The organism is Streptomyces sp. NPDC048415, assembly GCF_040651675.1.
Lineage (GTDB): Bacteria > Actinomycetota > Actinomycetes > Streptomycetales > Streptomycetaceae > Streptomyces.
Genome location: NZ_JBEZKJ010000101.1, coordinates 1 through 20,804 on the forward strand (window position 1 = coordinate 1; position 20,804 = coordinate 20,804).

Sequence of the window (20,804 nt, forward strand, 5' to 3'; positions counted from 1 at the left end):
CACTAATCAATAATTCAACCACCCCCGATGGGTCGGCCCACCACCCCCCCGCCGGGGGTTGGGGGGGGGGGCGCCCCGGCCCACCCGGCCCCCCCCCCTCCACGTACAGCCGAACCCGCTATGCGCCGAGCAGCTTGCGCACCCGCTCCTGCCCGACCGCGAGCAACAGCGTGGGCAGCCGCGGCCCCGTGTCGCGCCCGACGAGCAGGTGGTAGAGCAGCGCGAAGAAGGTGCGCTGGGCGACCTTGATCTCGGGCGGCAGCTCCTTGGCGGTGGCGTCGGCGCGGAAGCCTGCCTGGACCTTGGGGACGCCGTAGACGAGGTGGGTGAGCCCGTCGAGGGACCAGTTCTCGTCCAGTCCGTCCACCAGCAGCCGCAGCGACTCGCGGCCCTGGTCGTCGAGGGACTTGAGCAGTTCCACGTCGGGCTCGTCACGGACGACGGTCCGCTCCTCGGCCGGAACCTGGGTGTTGATCCAGGTCTCGGCCTTGTCGAGCCGCGGCCGGACCTCGTCCAGCGAGCCGAGCGGGTTCTCGGGGTCGAGTTCGCTCAGGATCCGCAGCGTCTGGTCCTCGGCGCCGGCGGTGATGTCGGCGACGGAGGCGAGGGTGCGGTACGGCATCGGGCGCGGTGTCTTCGGGAGCTCCCCGGCGGCGGTGCCCACCGCGCGTGCGTACGCGGCGGCGTCGGCCGGAAGCACGGACCCGTCCGTCACCTTGCCCGCGAGCTTGTCCCACTCGTCGTACAGCCGCTGGATCTCCTGGTCGAAGGCGATCTTGAACGACTGGTTGGGACGGCGGCGGGCGTACAGCCAGCGCAGCAGCTGCGGTTCCATGATCTGGAGCGCGTCGGCGGGGGTGGGCACCCCGCCCTTGCTGCTGGACATCTTGGCCATGCCGGAGATACCGACGAACGCGTACATGGGCCCGATGGGCTGCTTGCCGCCGAAGATGCCGACGATCTGGCCGCCGACCTGGAAGCTGGACCCGGGGGAGGAGTGGTCGACGCCGCTCGGCTCGAAGACGACACCCTCGTAGGCCCAGCGCATGGGCCAGTCGACCTTCCAGACCAGCTTGCCGCGGTTGAACTCGCTGAGCCGGACGGTCTCGGAGTACCCGCAGGCGGTGCAGGTGTAGGCCAGCTCGGTCGTCTCGTCGTCGTACGACGTGACGGTCGTCAGGTCCTTCTCGCACTGCCCGCAGTAGGGCTTGTACGGGAAGTACCCGGCGCCGGAGCCGCTGCCGTCGTCCTCGTCCGCCGCGCCCGAACCCTCGGCGGCCTCCAGCTCGGCCTCGTCGACGGGCTTCTGGCCCTGCTTCTTCACCGGGGCCTTCTTGGTCCGGTACTGCTCGAGGACGGCGTCGATGTCACCGCGGTGCTTCATCGCGAACAGCACCTGTTCCCGGTACGCGCCCGAGGTGTACTGCGCGGTCTGGCTGATCCCGTCGTACTCGACGCCCAGCTCGGCCAGCGCCTTGGTCATCGCGGCCTTGAAGTGCTCGGCCCAGTTCGGGTACTCCGAGCCCTTCGGGGCCGGCACGGAGGTCAGCGGCTTGCCGATGTGCTCGGCCCACGACTCGTCGATGCCCGCGACGCCCGCCGGAACCTTGCGGTAGCGGTCGTAGTCGTCCCAGGAGATCAGGTGGCGCACGGTGTGGCCGCGGCGCCGGATCTCGTCGGCGACGAGGTGCGGCGTCATGACCTCGCGGAGGTTGCCCAGGTGGATCGGGCCGGACGGCGAGAGCCCGGACGCGACGACAACGGGTTTGCCCGGGGCCCGACGCTCCGACTCCTCGATGACCTCATCCGCGTAACGGGAGACCCAGTCGGTGGTCTCGGTGCTCTGAGCCACGATCGGCACGTCCTTCTTTCTCATACGCCAGTACGGCTGACGGGACCATTCTCCCAGCTCGGGCGGGAACCGCGAAAACGGCTTTTCAGTGCGTGGGATACTGAGGTTTCGTAGGTATCGGCACTCCGTTGTCGACACCCCGTTACCGACACTCCCGGAACCCGAGCAGAACGGCACCCACCCATGGCCTCGGTCACGTCCCTCACCGCTTCCGTCCACCAGCGCCTCGCGGACGCCCTCTCGGCAGCCCTGCCGGAGGCCGGTTCCGCGGACCCGCTGCTGCGACGAAGCGACCGGGCCGACTTCCAGGCCAACGGGATCCTGGCCCTCGCGAAGAAGGCGAAGGCGAACCCGCGGGAGCTGGCGACGCAGGTCGTCGAGCGGATCACCACGGGCGAGGTGATCAAGGAGATCGAGGTCTCGGGCCCCGGCTTCCTGAACATCACGATCACCGACCGGGCGATCACCGAGAACCTGGCGGAGCGGTACGCGGACGGGGAGCGCCTCGGCGTGCCGCTCGCGGAGCACCCGGGCACCACGGTGATCGACTACGCGCAGCCGAACGTGGCGAAGGAGATGCACGTAGGTCATCTCCGCTCGGCCGTGATCGGTGACGCGGTGGTCCAGATCCTGGAGTTCACCGGCGAGAACGTCGTGCGCCGCCATCACATCGGCGACTGGGGCACCCAGTTCGGCATGCTCATCCAGTACCTGATCGAGCACCCGCACGAGCTGGACCACAAGCACGCCCGGGTGTCCGGCGAAGAGGCCATGTCGAACCTGAGCCGCCTGTACAAGGCGGCTCGCGCGATCTTCGACTCCGACGAGGAGTTCAAGACGCGGGCGCGGCGCCGGGTGGTGGACCTGCAGGCGGGCGACCCGGAGACGATCGCCCTCTGGCAGCTGTTCGTGGACGAGTCGAAGATCTACTTCAACTCGGTCTTCGACAAGCTGGACATGGAGATCCAGGACGCGGACATCGTCGGCGAGTCGGGATACAACGACATGCTGGAGGAGACGTGCCGCCTCCTGGAGGAGTCGGGCGTCGCCGTCCACTCGGACGGCGCGCTGTGCGTCTTCTTCGACGACATCAAGGGCCCGGACGGCAACCCGGTCCCGCTGATCGTCCGCAAGTCCGACGGCGGCTACGGCTACGCGGCGACCGACCTGTCGGCGATCAGGGACCGCGTCTTCAACCTGAAGGCCTCGACGCTCCTCTACGTCGTCGACGTCCGTCAGTCCCTGCACTTCAGGATGGTCTTCGAGACCGCGCGCAGGGCGGGCTGGCTGAACGACGACGTGACGGCGCACCAGCTGGCCTTCGGTACGGTCCTGGGCAAGGACGGCAAGCCGTTCAAGACGCGTGAGGGCGAGACGGTACGGCTGGTGGATCTGCTGGACGAGGCGATCGACCGCGCCTGTGCCGTCGTACGGGAGAAGGCGCAGGACCTCTCCGAGGAGGAGATCGCGGAGCGGGGTGCGCAGGTCGGCATCGGCGCGGTGAAGTACGCGGACCTGTCGACGTCCGCGAACCGCGACTACAAGTTCGACCTGGACCAGATGGTGTCGCTGAACGGCGACACGAGCGTGTACCTCCAGTACGCGTACGCCCGTATCCAGTCGATTCTCCGCAAGGCGGGCGAGGTCCGGCCTGCCGCCCACCCGGAGCTGGAACTGGCCTCCGCCGAGCGGGAGTTGGGTCTGCACCTTGACCGGTTCGCGGAGACGATCGCGGAGGTCGCCACCGAATACGCCCCGCACAAGCTGGCGGCGTACCTCTACCAGCTGGCGTCCCTCTACACGACCTTCTACGCGGAGTGCCCGGTCCTCAAGGCGGACACCCCGGCCCAGATCGAGAACCGCCTGTTCCTGTGCGACCTCACGGCCCACACCCTGCACCGGGGCATGGCCCTGCTCGGCATCAGGACACCCGAGCGCCTCTGACCGATGCCGTCAGGCACCGCGCCGCCCGCCAGGGCCCGTTGTCAGTGGCTGCCCCTACAGTCACGGACATGGCGACACTTCCGAACCCGCTGCCGATGCTGGCGGCCGACCCGAGCGGCCGCGCGCTCGGGCTTGAACTTCCGCCCGGGACGCTGGTCGAGGCGACGGACGAGTCCGGCCGGACCGAGCCGTTGCTGTGGTACGCACAGGAGCCGGCCCGGCCCGGGGACTGGCTGCGGCTGACACCCGCACGCCGGACGGCCGGGCTGCATCCGGTGCTGATCGGCGGCACGAACACACGGGGACCATGGCCGGAGAAGTGGGACCTGTGCCCGTCGCTGATGTCGTACGCGGGTGACCACGACGCCGAGGAGGTGCTCGCGGAGCTCTGGGAGGAGTACACGGACGACGCAGAGCAGCATGCGGGCGAGGACTATCCGGGCAAGGAGCGGGTCGAGGAGCTGTTCGGGCCGCCCGCGGAGCTCGACGAGACCCTCGCCCCGTTCGGGGCCGAGTGGCCGGGCTTCGCGACGGCCGGACCGCTCAGCGCCGACCCGGACACCCGGGCGGCCGGGGTGGCCGACTCCTTGGTCAGCGAGGGAAGTTGGCTCAAGCAGGCGCGTATCGCCCTGGTTCCGGCCCGCCGCAGCGCGGACATACCGGCCGCGATCGGCTGGAGCGGCTCGCTGAACTATGAGAGCGACGTGGCACGTCTGTGCGCCGTACTGCGCTCATGGGAGGACCGTTTCGGCATACGGGTCGTGGCGCTGACCTCCGACCAGGTGGTCGTCTCGGTGGCGGCCCCGCCGACGACGACCGCCGAGGCCGAGGCCGTCGCCGCCGAACATTTCGCGTTCGCCCCGGACAACGTCCTCCAGGGCCTCCACACCACCCTGCGTACGTACGCGGTCCACGACATCCTCGACAACCCCTCCTGGGGCTTCTGGTGGGACTGAGCAGCCTCCGCTAACCGCGCAGCCCCTTCCCGAGCCGCCGCAGCCCTTCCCCGATCTCGTCCGGGGTCTGGGTGACGAAGCACAGCCGCAGCGTCGACGCGTCCGGTGCGCCCGCGTAGAAGGGCGCCCCGGGCACGTAGGCCACGTCCTGCCGCAGCACGCGCGGGAGCAGGGCCGTGGTGTCGTACGACTCGGGCAGGCGTGCCCAGAGGAACATGCCGCCTTCCGGGCGGGTCCAGGTGGAGCCGGCCGGAAGGGCGCCGGCGAGGCCGGCCAGCATGGCGTCGCGCCGCTCGCGGTACACGCCCGCGACCCGCACCACATGGGCGTCCAGGTCCCGGTCGGCCAAGTAGCGTGCGGCGGCGAGCTGGTTGACGGTCGGGGTGTGCAGGTCGGCGGCCTGCTTGGCGACGACACAGGCCCGGCGCAGCGCGGCGGGGGCACGCAGCCAGCCCAGCCGCATCCCCGGCGCCATCACCTTGGAGAAGGATCCGAGAAGCACCGTACGATCCTCGGCGCCGGCGTACGAGGCGATCCACGGCACCCGTTCGCCCTCGAAGCGCAGCTCGCCGTACGGGTCGTCCTCGACGATCCACATCCCGCGCCGGGCGGCCACGGAGGCGACGGCGGCCCGTCGCGCACCCGGCAGAGTCCGCCCGGTCGGGTTCTGGAAGGTGGGCACGGTGTAGAGCAGTTTCGGCCGCTCCCGCACCACCAGCTCCTCCAACGCCGCCGGATCGATCCCGTCCTCGTCACCGGGCACCGCCACCACCCGCGCCCCGGCGAACGCGAACGCCTGAAGTGCCGCCAGATAGCAGGGATTCTCGACGAGCACGGTGTCGCCTGGCTCGAGCATGGCCGTGGCGAGCAGCGACAGCGCCTGCTGGGAACCGGTGGTGACGAGCACGTCGTCCGCCCCGGTCGGCAACCCCCGCACGCTCGTACGCTCGGCGAGCGCCGCCCGCAGCCCCGGCTCCCCCTCCGTCGTCGAGTACTGCAACGCCCGCGCGGACTCCTCCGCCAGCACATCCCGGTACGCGGCGGCGATCCCCTCCGTCGGCCGGCTCGGGGACGGGGACCGTGCCGTCGGGACGCCAGCGGTGGGCGGGGACGACACCCGGCGCGTCCAGTTCCAGGGCGTTCTGCGTGAAGAAGCGCTCGACGTCGTCCCTGGATCGCAGCACGAAGGTGAAGCCGCGCTCGGTGTACGCCCGCTGGACCGCGCGGATGTTCTCCGGGTTGACGTCACCGGTGAGGTGGCTGACGACCAGACGGCTGCCCGACGGCAGCGCGTCCACCAGCTCCCGCACGATCGGGTACGCCTCGGCGTCCTCGACGAAGTGCAGGACCGCCACGAGCACGAGGGCGACCGGCCGGTCGAAGTCGAGGGTCTTCGCCGCCTCTTCGAGGATCCGCGCGGGCTGCTTGAGTTCCGCGTCGACGTAGTCGGTCCGCCTCTCGGATCCGCGGGCGAGCAGGGCGCACGCGGGAGCCAGGACCACCGGGTCGTTGTCGACGTACACGACGCGCGAGTCCGGGCGGATCCGCTGGGCGATCTGATGGACGTTCTCCCGCGTCGGCAGACCGGTACCTATGTCCAGGAACTGGCGGATGCCCTCGTCCCGGGCCAGCGTGGTCACGGCCCGCCGCAGGAACTCACGGTTGTGCCGGATGTCGAGGTAGCCGCGCGGGTTGACGGCGAGCGCGGCGGCGGCCGCCTCACGGTCGACCGGGTAGTTGTCCTTGCCCCCGAGGAAGAGGTCGTAGACCCGCGCCGGATGCGCCTTGTTGGTGTCGATCCTCTTCAACAGCACCGCGAGGTCCTGGCTGAGAGCGTCACCGGGCATAAGGCCTCTCCCTGGAGAGTCGCGTCATTCAAGGAGCAACAACCTGGCCCCTGGGGGGAGTTTAGAGGGCCGGGACGGGAACCTAGCCTTCAGGCGCCGTTTCCCACTCGCTTCCGCCCAGCGGATAGTCGTACGCCGGACGCCCCGCGTTCCCGCTCGTGCGAAGGAGCTTCCCCCGGTCGTCTATCCGCACCGTGCCGTGCCGGTTCCCGCTGGACCACTCCAGCTCCAGGAACCAGCTCACATCGTGCGCCCGGGCGTGCGCCGTCACGTAGAACACCTCGGGGTCCGACTCGCTCACCTTGTACGGGAAGTCCCGCTGCCCGTCCTTCGGCGTGACGTCCGGCCGCCCGGCGTCGAGGTCCACGTAGAAGGACTTCGTCGACACTCCGCCGCCACAGCCCACGCCCATCGCGTAGTCGCTCCACGCGAGCGGCGCGCCCTTCTGTACGACGCGCACATGCAGCGCTTCCAGGACGACGGTCGCCTTCCCCGTCCCCTGCACGGTCAGCGTGAGCATCTGATCCTTGCCCGCGACCCCGCCGAGCGCGGTGACCCACTGGCGCGCGTCCTGCTCATTCGGCGGCGGGGGCACCTGGGCGGGATTCCGGTTCAGCAAGTAGTGCTGGCTGCACGCGTCTTCGAACCTGTACGGGTTGACGGCGACGGCGGGCGCGGTGGCACCGGTGGCGGCGGCCGCGCTCCGGCTCGCCGTCGCTGTCGCGGGCGCCGACGCCGACGAACCCGCCTCGCGCGAGGTGGAGGCCGACGGTGACGGGCGCTTCGCGTCGGGCGTCCCGGTGGCGGTCCGGGTGTGTTCGGGGGCACCCGCCACGGAGTCCGACCGCCCCGGCTCTCCGCCCTCGCGAGGGACGAGGTTCACGACGAGTGCGCCGGACACGACAGCGGCCGCCATCGCGGCACCGGCGAGCACGCCTGTACGCCGCCGCCCATTACGGCGTACGGCTTCCCCATCCGACGCCAACTCCGGCCCCAGGCCCGAGCCCGCTGCGGATACGGCATCCGCCGTGGCCCCAGCCTCACCCCCCACCGGGCTCTCCGCCCCCTTCCGCCCCCGCAGCGCATCGGCCCGCACCCACCTCCGATGCAGCTCCACCAGCTCCTCCGGAGTGGCCTTGCTCAGCCGCGCGAGCCGTTCCACGGGCGCGTAGTCCGTCGGTACGGCATCCCCGTTGACGTACCGATGGAGTGTCGACGCACTCACGTGCACGCGCTTGCCGAGCACCCCGTAACTGAGTCCGGAGCGCTCCTTCAACTCCCGCAGCAGCTCCGCGAACTCGTCCCCCGCCACCGTTCCTCCCTCCCCCGCGTCCCGGGCCGCGTTCCAGGGGGACACGATTCCCCCAGGTCACATCCCGTACGAACGTTCCGGCGTCCCGAATACCCCGGCAACCGTGGCGGCCGGGACGGATCACCGCGCAAGCTGAGGTCATCCAAGCACGCCGCTCCCCACGACCGGTCGAGCGGCCGCTCCAACCAGCCACACCACACCGACCACACAGGGGGATCACCCATGTCCGCACGCACCACCCGCACTCGCCTGCTCGCCGCCACGACGGTCGCGCTCGCCGCGCTCGCCCTCACGGCGTGCGACAACGGGCAGGGCGTACGGGACGAGGGCCCGTCGGCCGCGTCCAAGCCGTCGGCACACGCGAGCGAGTCGACGCCGGCCGGGAACTCGACGGCGAAGCCCGCGGCCAACAGCGGCAGCACGGGCGGCTCCACGGGCGGCTCCACGGGCAAGACCACCGCAGGCACGACGAGCGGCGCCACGGGCGGGACGACGGGCGGCACCACCCGCAACACCCCCTGCGGCGGCGCCAACACCAAAACCACCGCCACCGAAGTGACCCGCCCCCTCAACCATCTCCTCCTCACCGTCACCAACACCGGCTCGAAGAACTGCGACCTGACCGGCTACCCCATCGCCCGTTTCGGCGAGGCGCAGTCGGTCCCCCCGGTCGCGGAGGAGACCCACCCGCAGGCCGTCGTCACGCTCGCCCCAGGCGAGTCCGGCTACGCGGGCGTCCGCCTGTCGGCCGCGGACGGCAGCGGCGGCAGCGGCTACACGGCCAAGACCCTCACCGTCGGCTTCGACAAGGGCACCAGCGCACACCCCGCGCTGCCCGCCAAGGGCGTGTACGTCGACTCCAAGCTGACGGTGACGTACTGGCAGCAGGGCCTGGATGACGCGCTGGCCTACTGAAGCCGGGTCAGCGCAGCTTCTGGGCCGCCTCGGTGGCCCAGTAGGTGAGGATGTTCTGCGCCCCGGCGCGCTTGATGCCGGTCAGGGTCTCCAGGATGGCCTTGTCGCGGTCGATCCAGCCCCGCTCCGCCGCGGCCTCGATCATCGAGTACTCGCCGGAGATCTGGTAGGCGGCGACCGGCACATCCACCGCGTCGGCGACCTTCGCCAGGATGTCGAGGTAGGGTCCGGCCGGCTTGACCATCACCATGTCGGCCCCTTCCTCCAGGTCGAGGGCCAACTCCCGCAAGGATTCCCGTACGTTGGCGGGGTCCTGCTGGTACGTCTTCCGGTCGCCCTTCAGCGAGGAGGCGACGGCCTCCCGGAAGGGGCCGTAGAAGGCGGAGGAGTACTTCACGGTGTAGGCGAGGATCGCCACGTCCTCCCGCCCGATCTGGTCGAGGGCGTCCCGGACGACGCCGACCTGCCCGTCCATCATGCCGCTGGGCCCGACGACATGGGCGCCGGCGTCGGCCTGCACCTGGGCCATCTCGGCGTACCGCTCCAGGGTTGCGTCGTTGTCGACGCGGCCTTCCGCGTCCAGCACGCCGCAGTGCCCGTGGTCGGTGGTCTCGTCGAGACACAGGTCGGACATCACGAGCAGCTCATCGCCGACCTCGGCGCGCACATCGCGGATCGCCACCTGCAGGATCCCGTCCGGGTCGGTGCCGGGCGTCCCGACCGCGTCCTTCTTCCCGTCCTCCGGCACTCCGAAGAGCATGATCCCGGAGATCCCGGCCTCCAGCGCCTCCACGGCCGCCTTCTTCAGGCTGTCCCGCGTGTGCTGCACGACCCCCGGCATCGTGGCGATCGGCACCGGCTCGCTCACGCCCTCCCGCACGAAGGCGGGGAGGATGAAGTCAGCGGGGTGCAGCCGGGTCTCGGCGACCATGCGCCGCATGGAGGGCGTCGTACGCAGCCGCCGCGGCCGCGTACCGGGGAAGGATCCGTACTTGGTCATGGACCTACGCTACGCCTGCCCCAAGGGCACCCATGCCGACGATCTGTCGGGTTGATTCCAGCCCGCCCGGCGCTCGAGGACGAGCGCGAAGCGCGACAAGGGGGGTCTGGGGACGCAGCCCCAGGTACGGGACGGGCAGGGACGCAGCCCACAGGTACGGGACAGGCAGGGACCCAGCCCCCAGGTACGGGACAGGCAGGGGCGGAGGGGCGAAACCCGGTTCGGCCCCCGCCCCCACCGGCCTAGGTGGTCCGTCGCCGCCGCGCCCCGGGCCGGCGCTCACTGGGCCGGGTCACCGGATCCCCCGCCTCCACGGCGGCAGCCCGCCGCTGCAGCCCGAAGTCCGCCAACGCCTCCGCCAGCTTGTGCACCGACGGCTCCGGAGCCATGACATCAACCCGCAGCCCGTGCTCCTCGGCGGTCTTCGCCGTGGCCGGGCCGATACACGCGATCACGGTCACGTTGTGCGGCTTGCCCGCGATACCCACCAGGTTCCGCACGGTCGACGACGACGTGAACAGCACCGCGTCGAAGCCACCACCCTTGATCGCCTCACGCGTCTCCGCCGGCGGCGGCGAGGCCCGCACGGTCCGGTAGGCCGTGACGTCGTCGACCTCCCAGCCCAGCTCGATGAGCCCCGCGACCAGCGTCTCGGTGGCGATGTCGGCCCGCGGCAGGAAGACTCGGTCGATGGGGTCGAAGACGGGGTCGTAGGGCGGCCAGTCCTCAAGCAGTCCAGCCGCGGACTGCTCCCCGCTCGGCACCAGATCCGGCTTCACGCCGAAGGCGACCAACGCCTTCGCGGTCTGCTCCCCCACCGCGGCGACCTTGATGCCGGCAAACGCCCGCGCGTCGAGCCCGTACTCCTCGAACTTCTCCCGTACGGCCTTCACGGCGTTGACGGACGTGAACGCGATCCACTCGTAGCGGCCCGTCACCAGGCCCTTGACCGCGCGCTCCATCTGCTGGGGCGTGCGCGGCGGTTCGACGGCGATCGTCGGCACCTCGTGCGGCACGGCACCGTACGACCGCAGTTGGTCGGAAAGCGACGCCGCCTGCTCCTTCGTCCGCGGGACGAGCACCTTCCAGCCGAACAGCGGCTTGGACTCGAACCACGACAGCTGGTCGCGCTGGGCGGCGGCGGAACGCTCACCGACCACGGCTATCACGGGCCTGCCGCCGTCCGGGGACGGCAGCACCTTCGCCTGCTTCAGCGTCTGCGCGATGGTGCCGAGGGTGGCCGCCCAGGTGCGCTGACGCGTGGTCGTACCGGCGATGGTGACCGTCATCGGTGTATCCGGCTTGCGGCCCGCGGCCACCAGCTCGCCCGCGGCCGCGGCCACGGAGTCCAGCGTGGCGGACACGACGACCGTGCCGTCGGACACCCCGACCTCGGTCCAGCACCGGTCCGAAGCCGTCCGCGCGTCGACGAAGCGGACGTCCGCGCCCTGCGCGTCCCGCAGCGGCACACCGGCGTACGCGGGGACACCGACGGCGGCCGCGATCCCGGGCACCACCTCGAACGGCACACCCGCGGCGGCGCAGGCGAGCATTTCCTCGGCGGCGTACGTATCAAGTCCCGGGTCCCCGGACACCGCACGCACGACCCGCTTGCCGCCCCGTGCGGCCTCCATGACAAGATTGGCCGCGTCCCTCGACGCAGGGTCACCAACGGTTGTTGACGTGCCGTCAACAACCGTCAGCTGAGGCGTGCCTGTGCCCAAGTACGTATCCGGCGAAGTGTCCGGATCCGTGTGCAGCACGGCGACGCCTTGTCTGGCATGGACGCGGACCACGTCGAGCACCTCGTGCTCGGCGACGAGGACGTCCGCGTTCGCCAGCGCCTCGACGGCGCGCAGGGTCAGCAGTCCCGGATCCCCGGGTCCGGCACCGAGGAAGGTGACGTGCCCGTGTTCCGGACCGGCGGGAAGGTTGGTGGGGCTCAAAGTGCTCGCTCCCCCATCAGACCGGCCGCGCCCTTGGCAAGCATCTCGGCGGCGAGTTCACGGCCGAGCGCCATTGCTTGGTCATGTGTCTCGGGCACGGGACCGGTGGTGGACAGCTGCACCAGCGTCGAGCCGTCGGTCGTGCCGACGACGGCGCGCAGGCGCATCTCCTTGACAATCTGCCCGTCGGCCAGAAGGTCGGCGAGCGCGCCCACGGGTGCGCTGCAGCCGGCCTCCAGGGCGGCGAGCAGGGACCGCTCGGCGGTCACGGCGGCCCGGGTGAACGGGTCGTCGAGCTCTCCGAGCGCGGCGACGAGGTCCGCGTTGTGCGCGGCACACTCGATCGCGAGGGCCCCCTGGCCGGGGGCGGGCAAAACCATGTCGACGGACAGGAAGTCCGTCACTTCCTCACTGCGCCCCAGACGACTGATTCCGGCGGCGGCGAGCACGACGGCGTCGAGCTCTCCGCTGCGCACGTATCCGATCCGCGTGTCGACGTTCCCCCGGATGGCGACCGTCTCGATCGTCATCCCGTGGCCGCGCGCGTACGCGTTCAGCTGCGCCATGCGGCGCGGCGAACCCGTGCCGACGCGCGCGCCGTCGGGAAGGTCGGCGAACGCGAGCCCGTCGCGGGCGACGATGACGTCGCGCGGGTCCTCGCGCACCGGTACGGCGGCCAGCGCGAGGTCGTCGGGCTGCGTGGTCGGCAGATCCTTGAGGGAGTGCACGGCGAAGTCGATCTCACCGCGCAGCAGCGCGTCGCGGAGCGCGGTGACGAACACCCCCGTGCCACCGATCTGCGCGAGGTGCTCGCGGGAGGTGTCGCCGTACGTCGTGATCTCAACGAGCTCGACGGGCCGTCCGGTCACCCGGCTCACGGCATCCGCCACCTGCCCGGACTGGGCCATGGCGAGTTTGCTCCGCCTGGTCCCGAGCCTCAATGGCTGCTCATTCATGCTCGCCCTCGGTTCTTGGCGTTCTCGGTGTTGTTCTCGGCCCGCGAGACGGCGGCGACCGTCTCGGGGTCCAGGTCGAACAGGGTCCGCAGTGCGTCCGCGTACCCGGCGCCGCCGGGTTCCGCGGCCAGTTGCTTGACCCGTACGGTCGGCGCGTGCAGCAGCTTGTCCACGACGCGCCGCACGGTCTGGGTGATCTCCCCGCGCTCCTTCTCGTCGAGGCCGGGCAGCCGTCCGTCGAGCCGCGCGATCTCGTTCGCGACGACGTCGGCGGCCATGGTGCGCAGCGCCACGACGGTGGGAGTGATGTGCGCGGCCCGCTGGGCGGCGCCGAAGGCGGCCACCTCGTCGGAGACGATCCGGCGCACCTGGTCCACATCGGCGGCCATCGGCGCGTCGGCCGACGCCTCGGCGAGCGACTCGATGTCGACGAGGCGCACCCCGAGCAGCCGGTGCACGGCCGCGTCGATGTCTCGGGGCATCGCGAGGTCCAGCAGCGCGAGCACGGGGGCGGGGCGGGGCACCTCGACGACGGGCTCGGGCCTGCGACGCTCGGGCACCCGCCCGACGGTGGCCACGGCGGCGGCGAGCGCGGTGATCAGCTCGGCGTCGACATCGGGCATACGACGGTTGTCACGGCGCTCGACGGTTCCGGTGCCCTTGTCCACCCAGGCCGCGTGCTGCTCCAGCGTGGCCGCGTCCATGCCGGCCACGGCGGCCTCTCCCATCACGGAGAAGCCGGTGGCGCCCTGCACGGCGGACAGGTCGAGGGGGCAGCCCTCCTCGGTGCCGACGCTCGTGGGCGCGAGGGTGCCGCCCGGACCCGCGGGGGCGTCGTCCCGTACGGCCGCGGGCGTGCCCGTACGTCCTTCCAGGGCCGCCGCGACGGTCTCCGCCGTCAGGACGAGCCCCGTCGCGCCCGTACAGGACACGGCGATGTCGGCACGTGTCAGCTCGACCGGTACCGAGTCCATCGGTACCGCGCGGGCCAGCACGTCCGTGTCGTCGCCGTCGGTGAGGACCTGGGCGAGGCGCTCGGCGCGGTCGTGGGTGCGGTTGGCGATCACGATCTCGCCGACCCCGGCACGCACGAGGGTGGCCGCGGCCAGCGAGGACATCGAGCCCGCGCCGATCACCAGGGCCTTCTTGCCCTTGATCCAGCCCTCGGCCGCGGCGCCGGCGGACAACTGCTCCAGACCGAACGTGACCAGGGACTGGCCCGCGCGGTCGATGCCGGTCTCGGAGTGGGCGCGCTTGCCGACCCGCAGCGCCTGCTGGAACAGGTCGTTCAGAAGGCGGGCCGCGGTCTGCAGCTCCTGCGCGGTGGCGAGCGCGTCCTTGATCTGGCCGAGGATCTGGCCCTCGCCCACGACCATCGAGTCGAGCCCGCAGGCCACCGAGAAGAGGTGGTGGACGGCCCGGTCCTCGTAGTGCACGTAGAGATAGGGGGTGAGCTCCTCGAGCCCGACCCCGCTGTGCTGGGCGAGCAGCGTGGACAGCTCGGCGACGCCCGCGTGGAACTTGTCCACGTCGGCGTACAGCTCGATGCGGTTGCAGGTGGCGAGCACCGCGGCCTCGGTGGCCGGCTCGGCGGCGAGGGTGTCCTGCAGCAGCTTCATCTGGGCGTCCGCGGACAGCGCAGCCCGCTCCAGGACGCTGACCGGAGCGCTGCGGTGGCTCAGCCCGACGACGAGGAGACTCATGCCGGCATCACGGCGGGGACGTCCCCGTCAGGTCCTTTGCCGTTGTTCTCCTGGGCGGCCGTGACCACGGCGGACGCCTGCGCCTCGGCCTCCTCGCCGGCCTTGCGCTGCTCGTGGAAGGCGAGGATCTGCAGCTCGATGGAGAGGTCGACCTTGCGTACGTCGACGCCGTCCGGGACGGACAGGACGGTCGGCGCGAAGTTCAGGATGGAGGTGACTCCGGCGGCGACGAGCCGGTCGCAGACCTGCTGGGCGACTCCCGGCGGGGTCGTGATGACCCCGATGGAGACGCCGTTCTCGTCGACGATCTTCTCCAGGCCGTCGGAGTGCTGCACGGCGATCCCGGCGACCTGCTTCCCGGCCATTTCGGGGTCGGCGTCGATGAGCGCCGCGACCCTGAATCCACGGGACGCGAACCCTCCGTAATTGGCCAGCGCGGCGCCAAGGTTACCGATACCGACGATCACAACCGGCCAGTCCTGGGTCAGGCCCAGCTCGCGGGAGATCTGGTACACGAGATACTCGACGTCGTACCCCACACCGCGCGTCCCGTAGGAGCCGAGGTAGGAGAAGTCCTTGCGCAGCTTCGCGGAATTGACCCCCGCCGCGGCCGCGAGCTCCTCGGAGGAGACCGTGGGTACCGAGCGCTCCGACAGTCCGGTGAGGGCTCGGAGGTACAGCGGAAGCCGGGCGACGGTGGCCTCGGGAATCCCTCGGCTGCGGGTCGCCGGTCGGTGAGTTCGGCCAGTTGCCACGGTGCTCCTGCGGGTAGAGCGGGGCTGCAGGCGGTCACACGTTCCTAGACCGCCCCGTCGAATGCAGGCTATGTCTTTGTGAACGCGTGCACAAAGATAGTGTCCGATTTGCCCGGCCAACGTGACCGGGGTCACGCATGCCCGGCGCGCGCGTATGGAACTGGCGCGCACGCAGCTTCGTTCCGCACCTGAAGGGGGCAAAACCGCACACTCTCCTCAACGAATCCCGCCCCCGAGACCAATCGCCGTCGATCCTAGGCGACTTTCCGGACCACTTGGACTACCCAGTCAGGTCACGTAGAGGTCAAGGGTGGCGTTCCCCTCACGGAATTCACTGTGTGAGGGCTTTGCGAAGGCGCGCCTCGTCGACACGCCAGAACGTGTGCTGGGCACCGTCGACCAGCACCACGGGGATCTGCTCCCAGTACGCGCGGTGCAGTTCCTCGTCCTCGGTGATGTCCTTCCTCTCCCAGGGAACACCGAGATCGGCACACACCTTCTCGATCACTTCCTGTGCGTCATCACACAGATGGCACCCGGGCTTCCTGATCAGCGTGACCAGGCGCTCCCCGGGCGCCTTCCTCTCCTTGCGGCGCTCGCTGCGCCGGAACACGGGACTCATACCGGCCATTGTCCCGCCGCCGGCGCACCATGCGTATCGGACGCCGGATCAGTTCTTTAACGGCTCGGTCGCGGAGAGTTCACAGCACCGAATCCTGTCGACTCCGGAACCACCGAACAGACTGGCTATGCTCACGACATGGCCGCTCTCGGATGGCTCACTCCCCGTAGGCGCTCCGCCACGGCGCGGAGCGTGTTGGCAGGCGAGGCCTCGGCGGAGGCAGCGCGCAAGTCCTCGCAGGAACTGCAGGACCAGAAAGAACTGGCAGAACTGGCAGAACTCGCGCCCGACGCCGCCGCGCCGGAACCGGAGTTCCCGGTGCTGGGCGACGAGAAGGCCGCCGCGTTCTTCGATCTCGACAACACCGTGATGCAGGGCGCCGCCCTCTTCCACTTCGGCCGGGGCCTGTACAAGCGGAAGTTCTTCGAGACCCGCGACCTCGCCCGATTCGCCTGGCAGCAGGCCTGGTTCAGGCTGGCCGGCGTCGAGGACCCCGAGCACATGCAGGAGGCGCGCGACTCGGCGCTGTCCATTGTGAAGGGCCACCGGGTCTCGGAGCTGATGTCGATCGGCGAGGAGATCTACGACGAGTACATGGCCGAGCGGATCTGGCCGGGAACGCGCGCCCTCGCCCAGGCCCACCTGGACGCGGGCCAGAAGGTGTGGCTGGTCACGGCGGCCCCGGTGGAGATCGCCACGGTGATCGCGCGCCGCCTCGGCCTGACGGGAGCGCTGGGCACGGTCGCGGAGTCGGTCGACGGCGTCTACACCGGCAAGCTGGTCGGCGAACCGCTGCACGGCCCGGCGAAGGCGGAGGCCGTCCGCGCCCTGGCCGCGGCGGAGTGCCTGGACCTCTCCCGCTGCGCGGCCTACAGCGACTCCCACAACGACATCCCGATGCTCTCCCTCGTCGGCCACCCCTACGCCATCAACCCCGACACCAAGCTCCGCAAACACGCCCGCACCTTCGACTGGCGCCTGCGCGACTACCGCACGGCCCGGAAGGCGGCAAAGGTCGGCATCCCGGCAGCCGCGGGCGTCGGCGCGGTGGCAGGCGGCACAGCGGCAGCGATCGCCTTGCACCGCCGCCGCCGCTGACAGGTCTTTTTCAGCCCGTCCGGCGTTCAAGCACGAGCGCGAAGCGCGACAGGAGTGTCTGGGGGCGCGGCCCCCGGATTCCGGACGGGCACGGGCGCAGGTGGCGAAACCCGCTGGTCCGGCACTTACGCCGGATGCCCACGCCACGGCCGGAACCCGGCATTCTCGCAGTCCTACCCGCACCGGCCCTCCGCCAGTCCCCTCAGCCGCACATGGCCACAACACGCCCTGCACTCAGACGGAACGCGGACCCAACCGATCAACAACCGGTCACCAAGCGGTACTTGAACAGACGCCGATCAGTAACGGAAGCGTCGTAATCGGTGATTTGAGCAACTGGGTGTAGCACTGCCTGTACTAAGCGTTATTCTCCTCAGACGCAAACCGGTACCCATCCGTCGCTACGTCGGGTGAACGGTCCCGCACTGCACGTGATGGAAGCTCTGCCTCTGGGAGTCCCGTGTACTCACACGTCGGGGTTGACGCCTCGGGCCTGGCTACGCTGCGCGCAACGGTCCTGGACCGTCTGCGCGGCTTCGTCCCCACCGCGTACGCCGTCCCCGCCCTCGCCGCGCCCGCGCCCGTCGGCCCCTGCTACGCCCTGGCCGACGGCAACGCGGCCGTCGGCAGGCGGAGCCGCTCAGGCTCCGCCACCACCGCACGCCGCCCGGCCGCAGACAGCGACAGCGCCCGGATGATGGACCTCGTGGAGCGCGCCCAGGCCGGCGAGGCCGACGCCTTCGGACGGCTCTACGACCAGTACAGCGACACCGTGTATCGCTACATCTACTACCGCGTCGGCGGAAAGGCGACCGCGGAAGACCTCACGAGCGAGACGTTCCTGCGCGCCCTGCGCCGCATCGGAACCTTCACCTGGCAGGGCCGCGACTTCGGCGCCTGGCTGGTCACCATCGCCCGCAACCTGGTCGCCGACCACTTCAAGTCCAGCCGCTTCCGGCTGGAGGTGACCACCGGCGAGATGCTCGACGCCAACGAGGTCGAGCGCAGCCCCGAGGACTCCGTCCTGGAGTCCCTCTCGAACGCGGCGCTGCTGGACGCCGTGCGACGCCTCAACCCCCAGCAGCAGGAGTGCGTCACCCTGCGCTTCCTGCAGGGGCTCTCGGTCGCCGAGACCGCCCGCGTGATGGGCAAGAACGAGGGCGCCATCAAAACCCTCCAATACCGGGCCGTACGCACCCTGGCCCGGCTCCTCCCGGACGACGTGCGCTGATACCCGTACAAAACCCGAAAACGCCTCCGTACGCTCAGCAACGCTCAACTCACCTTCCGTAAAAGTCCGTTGACTTCGCTTCCGATCATCCGGCGTCCGTAACCCAAGTGCCGCGACGCTCGTTGTGCGGGATACAGGCTCCCTGTGGTCACTCCCTGGCCACCTCCGATCACTCGATCGTGTGGATGTGGTCAGGGAGTGCAACCCTCAGGACCCCCTGGGGAGTCGACCGTCTTGACGAGAGGAGGTGCCGCCAGTGATCGCGAACGTATCGGCACACCGGCGGGCGAACGCCTTCGCCCAGGCCCTGGAGGAGTCCGACCAGGGCACGGCGGCCGAGCAGCCCGATGGATCGGCACCATCCCCGGCTGCTGCGGAACAGACCGAGCAGGGCCTGCTGTTGGCCCTCGCCACCGGTCTCGGCGAGCTGCCCAAACCGGAGCTGGACCCCGAGGTCAAAGTCGTGCAGCGGGCACAGCTCGTCGCCGCGATGGAGGCCATGCTGCTGGAAGGCACCGCCGCCGGAGGCGAGGGTTCGGGCCCTTCCGTGCCCGAACAGCGTGCCCCTCGGGCCAGGGGCACGCACCGGGCGAACGGCCTGGGGAAGTTGCGACCGCGTTCCCGACTGTCGAAGAGTCTCGCCGCGGGCGGGCTCACCGTCGGTGTGGCCGCGGGAGCCTTCGGCGGTGTGGCGGCCGCCAGCTCCGACGCCCTGCCCGGTGACTCGCTCTACGGGCTCAAGCGAGGCATGGAGGACATCAAGCTGGACCTGGCCCACGGCGACAGCCACCGGGGCGAGCTCTATCTCGACCAGGCGTCCACCCGTCTGAACGAGGCGCGCAGGCTGATGGAACGCGGCCGCTCGGGTCGCCTCGACCACGAGTCGCTGGGCGAGATCCGCCGCGTCCTGTCGGGCATGCAGCACGACGCCTCGGAAGGCCACCGCCTGCTGCACGAGGCGTATGAACGGGACGGCTCGCTGGGCCCCATCCAGGCCCTGTCCGCCTTCTCCCAGTCGCACCGCCAGGCCTGGGGCGCACTGCGCGAGCGGCTGCCGGTCCAGCTCGGTGACGTCAGTGACCAGGTGTCGTCGGTCTTCGACGCCATAGACGAAGAGGTCGGCCCGCTGCGCTCGCTGCTGCCCCAGCCGCCCGCCCCGGAGGGCACCGGCCGCCACCGGGGCAGCAGCGCGGAGTCCACCGGCTCGTCCGGCACGGACCGTCCCGTGCCCAGCGCCGGCGGCTCCGCCACCGGCAGTCACAGCAGCGGCAAACCCAAGCCCTCCAGCTCGGGCAGCAGCGGCGAAGGCCTCCTCGGCGGCAACACGGGCGGCCTCCTCGACCCGCCCAAGGACGACACCAGCACATCCCCGTCCAGCAGCAAGACCACCTCGTCCGCCGCACCGGACGTCACCCTGCCGCCCCTGCTCCCGGGCCTCCTCCCAGGCCTGGGCATCGACGGCGAGGACACGAAGTAACTCCGATACGGCGGTGGGGGTGCCCTTCTGGGAAAGGGCACCCCCACCGCCGTACACACCGTCAAAACCCCCAGCAGACGCGGGCGCACCCCCGACGCCAGAACCTCCAGCAGGCGCCAGCGCACCCCCCTCAGAAGAACACCGACCTCCGCTGCACCAGCAACTTGTACAGCGTGTGCTGGATCTGTTCCCGGACCTGGTCCGTCAGGTTGAACATCAGCATCGGGTCCTCGGCCGCCTCCGGCGGATAGCCGTCCGTGGGGATCGGCTCGCCGAACTGGATCGTCCACTTGGTGGGGAGGGGGACCGCGCCGAGCGGGCCCAGCCACGGGAAGGTCGGCGTGATCGGGAAGTACGGGAAACCCAGCAAGCGCGCGAGGGTCTTCGCGTTGCCGATCATCGGGTAGATCTCCTCCGCGCCGACGATCGAGCACGGGATGATCGGGGTGCCCTGGCGCAGGGCGGTGGAGACGAAGCCGCCGCGGCCGAAGCGCTGGAGCTTGTAGCGCTCGCTGAAGGGCTTGCCGATGCCCTTGAAGCCCTCCGGCATCACGCCGACCAGTTCGCCGCGCTCCAGGAGCCGTTCGGCGTCCTCCGCGCAGGCGAGCGTGTGACCGGCCTTGCGGGCCAGCTCGTTGACCACCGGCAGCATGAAGACCAGGTCGGCCGCCAGCAGGCGCAGGTGGCGGTTCGCGGGGTGGTTGTCGTGGACGGCGACCTGCATCATCAGCCCGTCCAGCGGGAGGGTGCCCGAGTGGTTGGCGACGATCAGGGCACCGCCCTCGGACGGGATGTTCTCGATGCCCTTCACCTCGACCCGGAAGTACTTCTCGTACAGCGGCCGGATCAGGGACATCAGGACCTGGTCGGTGAGCTCGGCGTCGTAGCCGAAGTCGTCGATCTCGTAGTCCCCGGTGAGCCGGCGGCGCAGGAAGGACAGCCCGCCGGCGATGCGCCGTTCCAGGCCTCCGCCCTCCTGCGGCTTCTGGGGCAGCTGTTCCTCACGGGTCACAGAAACATCATCCTGCGCCGCGCCCCGCCTCGGCAGGGGCTGGACCTCACGTACCACCCCGGGCTCGCCCTTGCGCCGGCTGCCGGCGGCCCGGCGGCGCGCCGGGCGCTGCGCCGTGGCCGCGCGCGACCGGTCGTCATCGAACGGAATGACTTTGGCGTCCGCCATTGTTGATGCG

The 20,804-nt window shown here is 70.5% G+C and carries 16 protein-coding genes and 1 pseudogene; 6 read left to right on the forward strand and 11 right to left on the reverse strand.

The window, feature by feature from the left end; all coding sequences use genetic code 11:
- Positions 1 to 118 precede the first annotated feature (118 nt).
- Positions 119 to 1,861, reverse strand: a complete 1,743-nt coding sequence (lysS, locus tag AB0D27_RS38215; protein ID WP_362518242.1) for a lysine--tRNA ligase — start codon at positions 1,859 to 1,861, stop codon at positions 119 to 121.
- 174 nt (positions 1,862 to 2,035) lie between these two features.
- Here lysS and argS point away from each other — a divergent pair, with 174 nt between their 5' ends.
- Positions 2,036 to 3,796 (forward strand): arginine--tRNA ligase, encoded by a 1,761-nt coding sequence (gene argS / locus AB0D27_RS38220; protein WP_362518181.1) that lies wholly within the window; start codon positions 2,036 to 2,038, stop codon positions 3,794 to 3,796.
- A 68-nt stretch (positions 3,797 to 3,864) separates the two neighbouring features.
- Complete coding sequence (locus tag AB0D27_RS38225; protein WP_362518184.1) at positions 3,865 to 4,752, forward strand: DUF4253 domain-containing protein; 888 nt, start codon at positions 3,865 to 3,867, stop codon at positions 4,750 to 4,752.
- Positions 4,753 to 4,762: 10 nt separating this feature from the next.
- On the opposite strand, the gene AB0D27_RS38230 is transcribed toward AB0D27_RS38225, so the two are convergent.
- From AB0D27_RS38230 to AB0D27_RS38240, 3 genes and pseudogenes are all read right to left on the reverse strand, one after another.
- Positions 4,763 to 6,001: a PLP-dependent aminotransferase family protein gene (locus AB0D27_RS38230; RefSeq protein WP_362518187.1), complete on the reverse strand. Its 1,239-nt coding sequence runs from the start codon at positions 5,999 to 6,001 to the stop codon at positions 4,763 to 4,765.
- Positions 5,886 to 6,599, reverse strand: a pseudogene (locus AB0D27_RS38235) (SAM-dependent methyltransferase); the annotation flags it as partial. The pseudogene AB0D27_RS38235 and the gene AB0D27_RS38230, both read right to left, overlap by 116 nt.
- An 82-nt stretch (positions 6,600 to 6,681) precedes the next feature.
- Complete coding sequence (locus AB0D27_RS38240) at positions 6,682 to 7,959, reverse strand: helix-turn-helix transcriptional regulator (RefSeq protein WP_362518245.1); 1,278 nt, start codon at positions 7,957 to 7,959, stop codon at positions 6,682 to 6,684.
- Between the two features lie 174 nt (positions 7,960 to 8,133).
- Here AB0D27_RS38240 and AB0D27_RS38245 point away from each other — a divergent pair, with 174 nt between their 5' ends.
- Entirely contained in the window at positions 8,134 to 8,826 is a 693-nt protein-coding gene (locus AB0D27_RS38245) for a DUF4232 domain-containing protein (RefSeq protein ID WP_362518190.1), read from the forward strand.
- Positions 8,827 to 8,833: 7 nt separating this feature from the next.
- Here the strand turns inward: AB0D27_RS38245 and hemB are convergent, their stop codons facing one another.
- The 6 genes from hemB to AB0D27_RS38275 form a co-directional block, all read right to left on the reverse strand.
- A complete protein-coding gene (gene hemB, locus AB0D27_RS38250) occupies positions 8,834 to 9,826 on the reverse strand; it encodes a porphobilinogen synthase (protein ID WP_362518193.1) in 993 nt (330 codons plus the stop codon).
- Positions 9,827 to 10,068: 242 nt separating this feature from the next.
- Positions 10,069 to 11,772, reverse strand: coding sequence for a uroporphyrinogen-III synthase (locus AB0D27_RS38255; protein ID WP_362518196.1), 1,704 nt, complete (start codon positions 11,770 to 11,772; stop codon positions 10,069 to 10,071).
- Positions 11,769 to 12,728, reverse strand: coding sequence for a hydroxymethylbilane synthase (gene hemC / locus AB0D27_RS38260; protein WP_362518199.1), 960 nt, complete (start codon positions 12,726 to 12,728; stop codon positions 11,769 to 11,771). The genes AB0D27_RS38255 and hemC overlap by 4 nt, the downstream gene beginning before the upstream one ends.
- On the reverse strand, positions 12,725 to 14,431 hold the full coding sequence (locus tag AB0D27_RS38265) for a glutamyl-tRNA reductase (protein WP_362518202.1): 1,707 nt from the start codon (positions 14,429 to 14,431) through the stop codon (positions 12,725 to 12,727). The genes hemC and AB0D27_RS38265 overlap by 4 nt, the downstream gene beginning before the upstream one ends.
- On the reverse strand, positions 14,428 to 15,186 hold the full coding sequence (locus AB0D27_RS38270) for a redox-sensing transcriptional repressor Rex (protein WP_362518205.1): 759 nt from the start codon (positions 15,184 to 15,186) through the stop codon (positions 14,428 to 14,430). Before AB0D27_RS38270 ends, AB0D27_RS38265 begins: the two co-directional genes overlap by 4 nt.
- Before the next feature lie 331 nt (positions 15,187 to 15,517).
- Positions 15,518 to 15,817 (reverse strand): glutaredoxin family protein, encoded by a 300-nt coding sequence (locus tag AB0D27_RS38275; protein WP_362518208.1) that lies wholly within the window; start codon positions 15,815 to 15,817, stop codon positions 15,518 to 15,520.
- A 129-nt stretch (positions 15,818 to 15,946) separates the two neighbouring features.
- On the opposite strand from AB0D27_RS38275, the gene AB0D27_RS38280 reads away from it, so the two are divergent.
- From AB0D27_RS38280 to AB0D27_RS38290, 3 genes are all read left to right on the forward strand, one after another.
- On the forward strand, positions 15,947 to 16,906 hold the full coding sequence (locus tag AB0D27_RS38280; RefSeq protein ID WP_362518211.1) for an HAD-IB family hydrolase: 960 nt from the start codon (positions 15,947 to 15,949) through the stop codon (positions 16,904 to 16,906).
- Positions 16,907 to 17,366: 460 nt separating this feature from the next.
- The gene (locus tag AB0D27_RS38285) at positions 17,367 to 18,137 is read left to right on the forward strand and encodes an ECF subfamily RNA polymerase sigma factor, BldN family (RefSeq protein ID WP_362518214.1); all 771 of its coding nucleotides are present in this window, start codon (positions 17,367 to 17,369) and stop codon (positions 18,135 to 18,137) included.
- 256 nt (positions 18,138 to 18,393) lie between these two features.
- Positions 18,394 to 19,614 (forward strand): DUF5667 domain-containing protein, encoded by a 1,221-nt coding sequence (locus tag AB0D27_RS38290; RefSeq protein WP_362518217.1) that lies wholly within the window; start codon positions 18,394 to 18,396, stop codon positions 19,612 to 19,614.
- A gap of 130 nt (positions 19,615 to 19,744) precedes the next feature.
- Here the strand turns inward: AB0D27_RS38290 and AB0D27_RS38295 are convergent, their stop codons facing one another.
- A complete protein-coding gene (locus AB0D27_RS38295; RefSeq protein WP_362518221.1) occupies positions 19,745 to 20,794 on the reverse strand; it encodes a lysophospholipid acyltransferase family protein in 1,050 nt (349 codons plus the stop codon).
- Positions 20,795 to 20,804 lie beyond the last annotated feature (10 nt).

Bases quoted from the DNA above. Each gene is read 5' to 3' on its own strand.
- argS (WP_362518181.1), top strand. From the start codon at position 2,036: ATGGCCTCGGTCACGTCCCTCACCGCTTCCGTCCACCAGCGCCTCGCG.
- AB0D27_RS38225 (WP_362518184.1), top strand. From the start codon at position 3,865: ATGGCGACACTTCCGAACCCGCTGCCGATGCTGGCGGCCGACCCGAGC.
- AB0D27_RS38245 (WP_362518190.1), top strand. From the start codon at position 8,134: ATGTCCGCACGCACCACCCGCACTCGCCTGCTCGCCGCCACGACGGTC.
- hemB (WP_362518193.1), bottom strand. From the start codon at position 9,826: ATGACCAAGTACGGATCCTTCCCCGGTACGCGGCCGCGGCGGCTGCGT.
- hemC (WP_362518199.1), bottom strand. From the start codon at position 12,728: ATGAATGAGCAGCCATTGAGGCTCGGGACCAGGCGGAGCAAACTCGCC.
- AB0D27_RS38265 (WP_362518202.1), bottom strand. From the start codon at position 14,431: ATGAGTCTCCTCGTCGTCGGGCTGAGCCACCGCAGCGCTCCGGTCAGC.
- AB0D27_RS38275 (WP_362518208.1), bottom strand. From the start codon at position 15,817: ATGGCCGGTATGAGTCCCGTGTTCCGGCGCAGCGAGCGCCGCAAGGAG.
- AB0D27_RS38280 (WP_362518211.1), top strand. From the start codon at position 15,947: ATGGCCGCTCTCGGATGGCTCACTCCCCGTAGGCGCTCCGCCACGGCG.
- AB0D27_RS38295 (WP_362518221.1), bottom strand. From the start codon at position 20,794: ATGGCGGACGCCAAAGTCATTCCGTTCGATGACGACCGGTCGCGCGCG.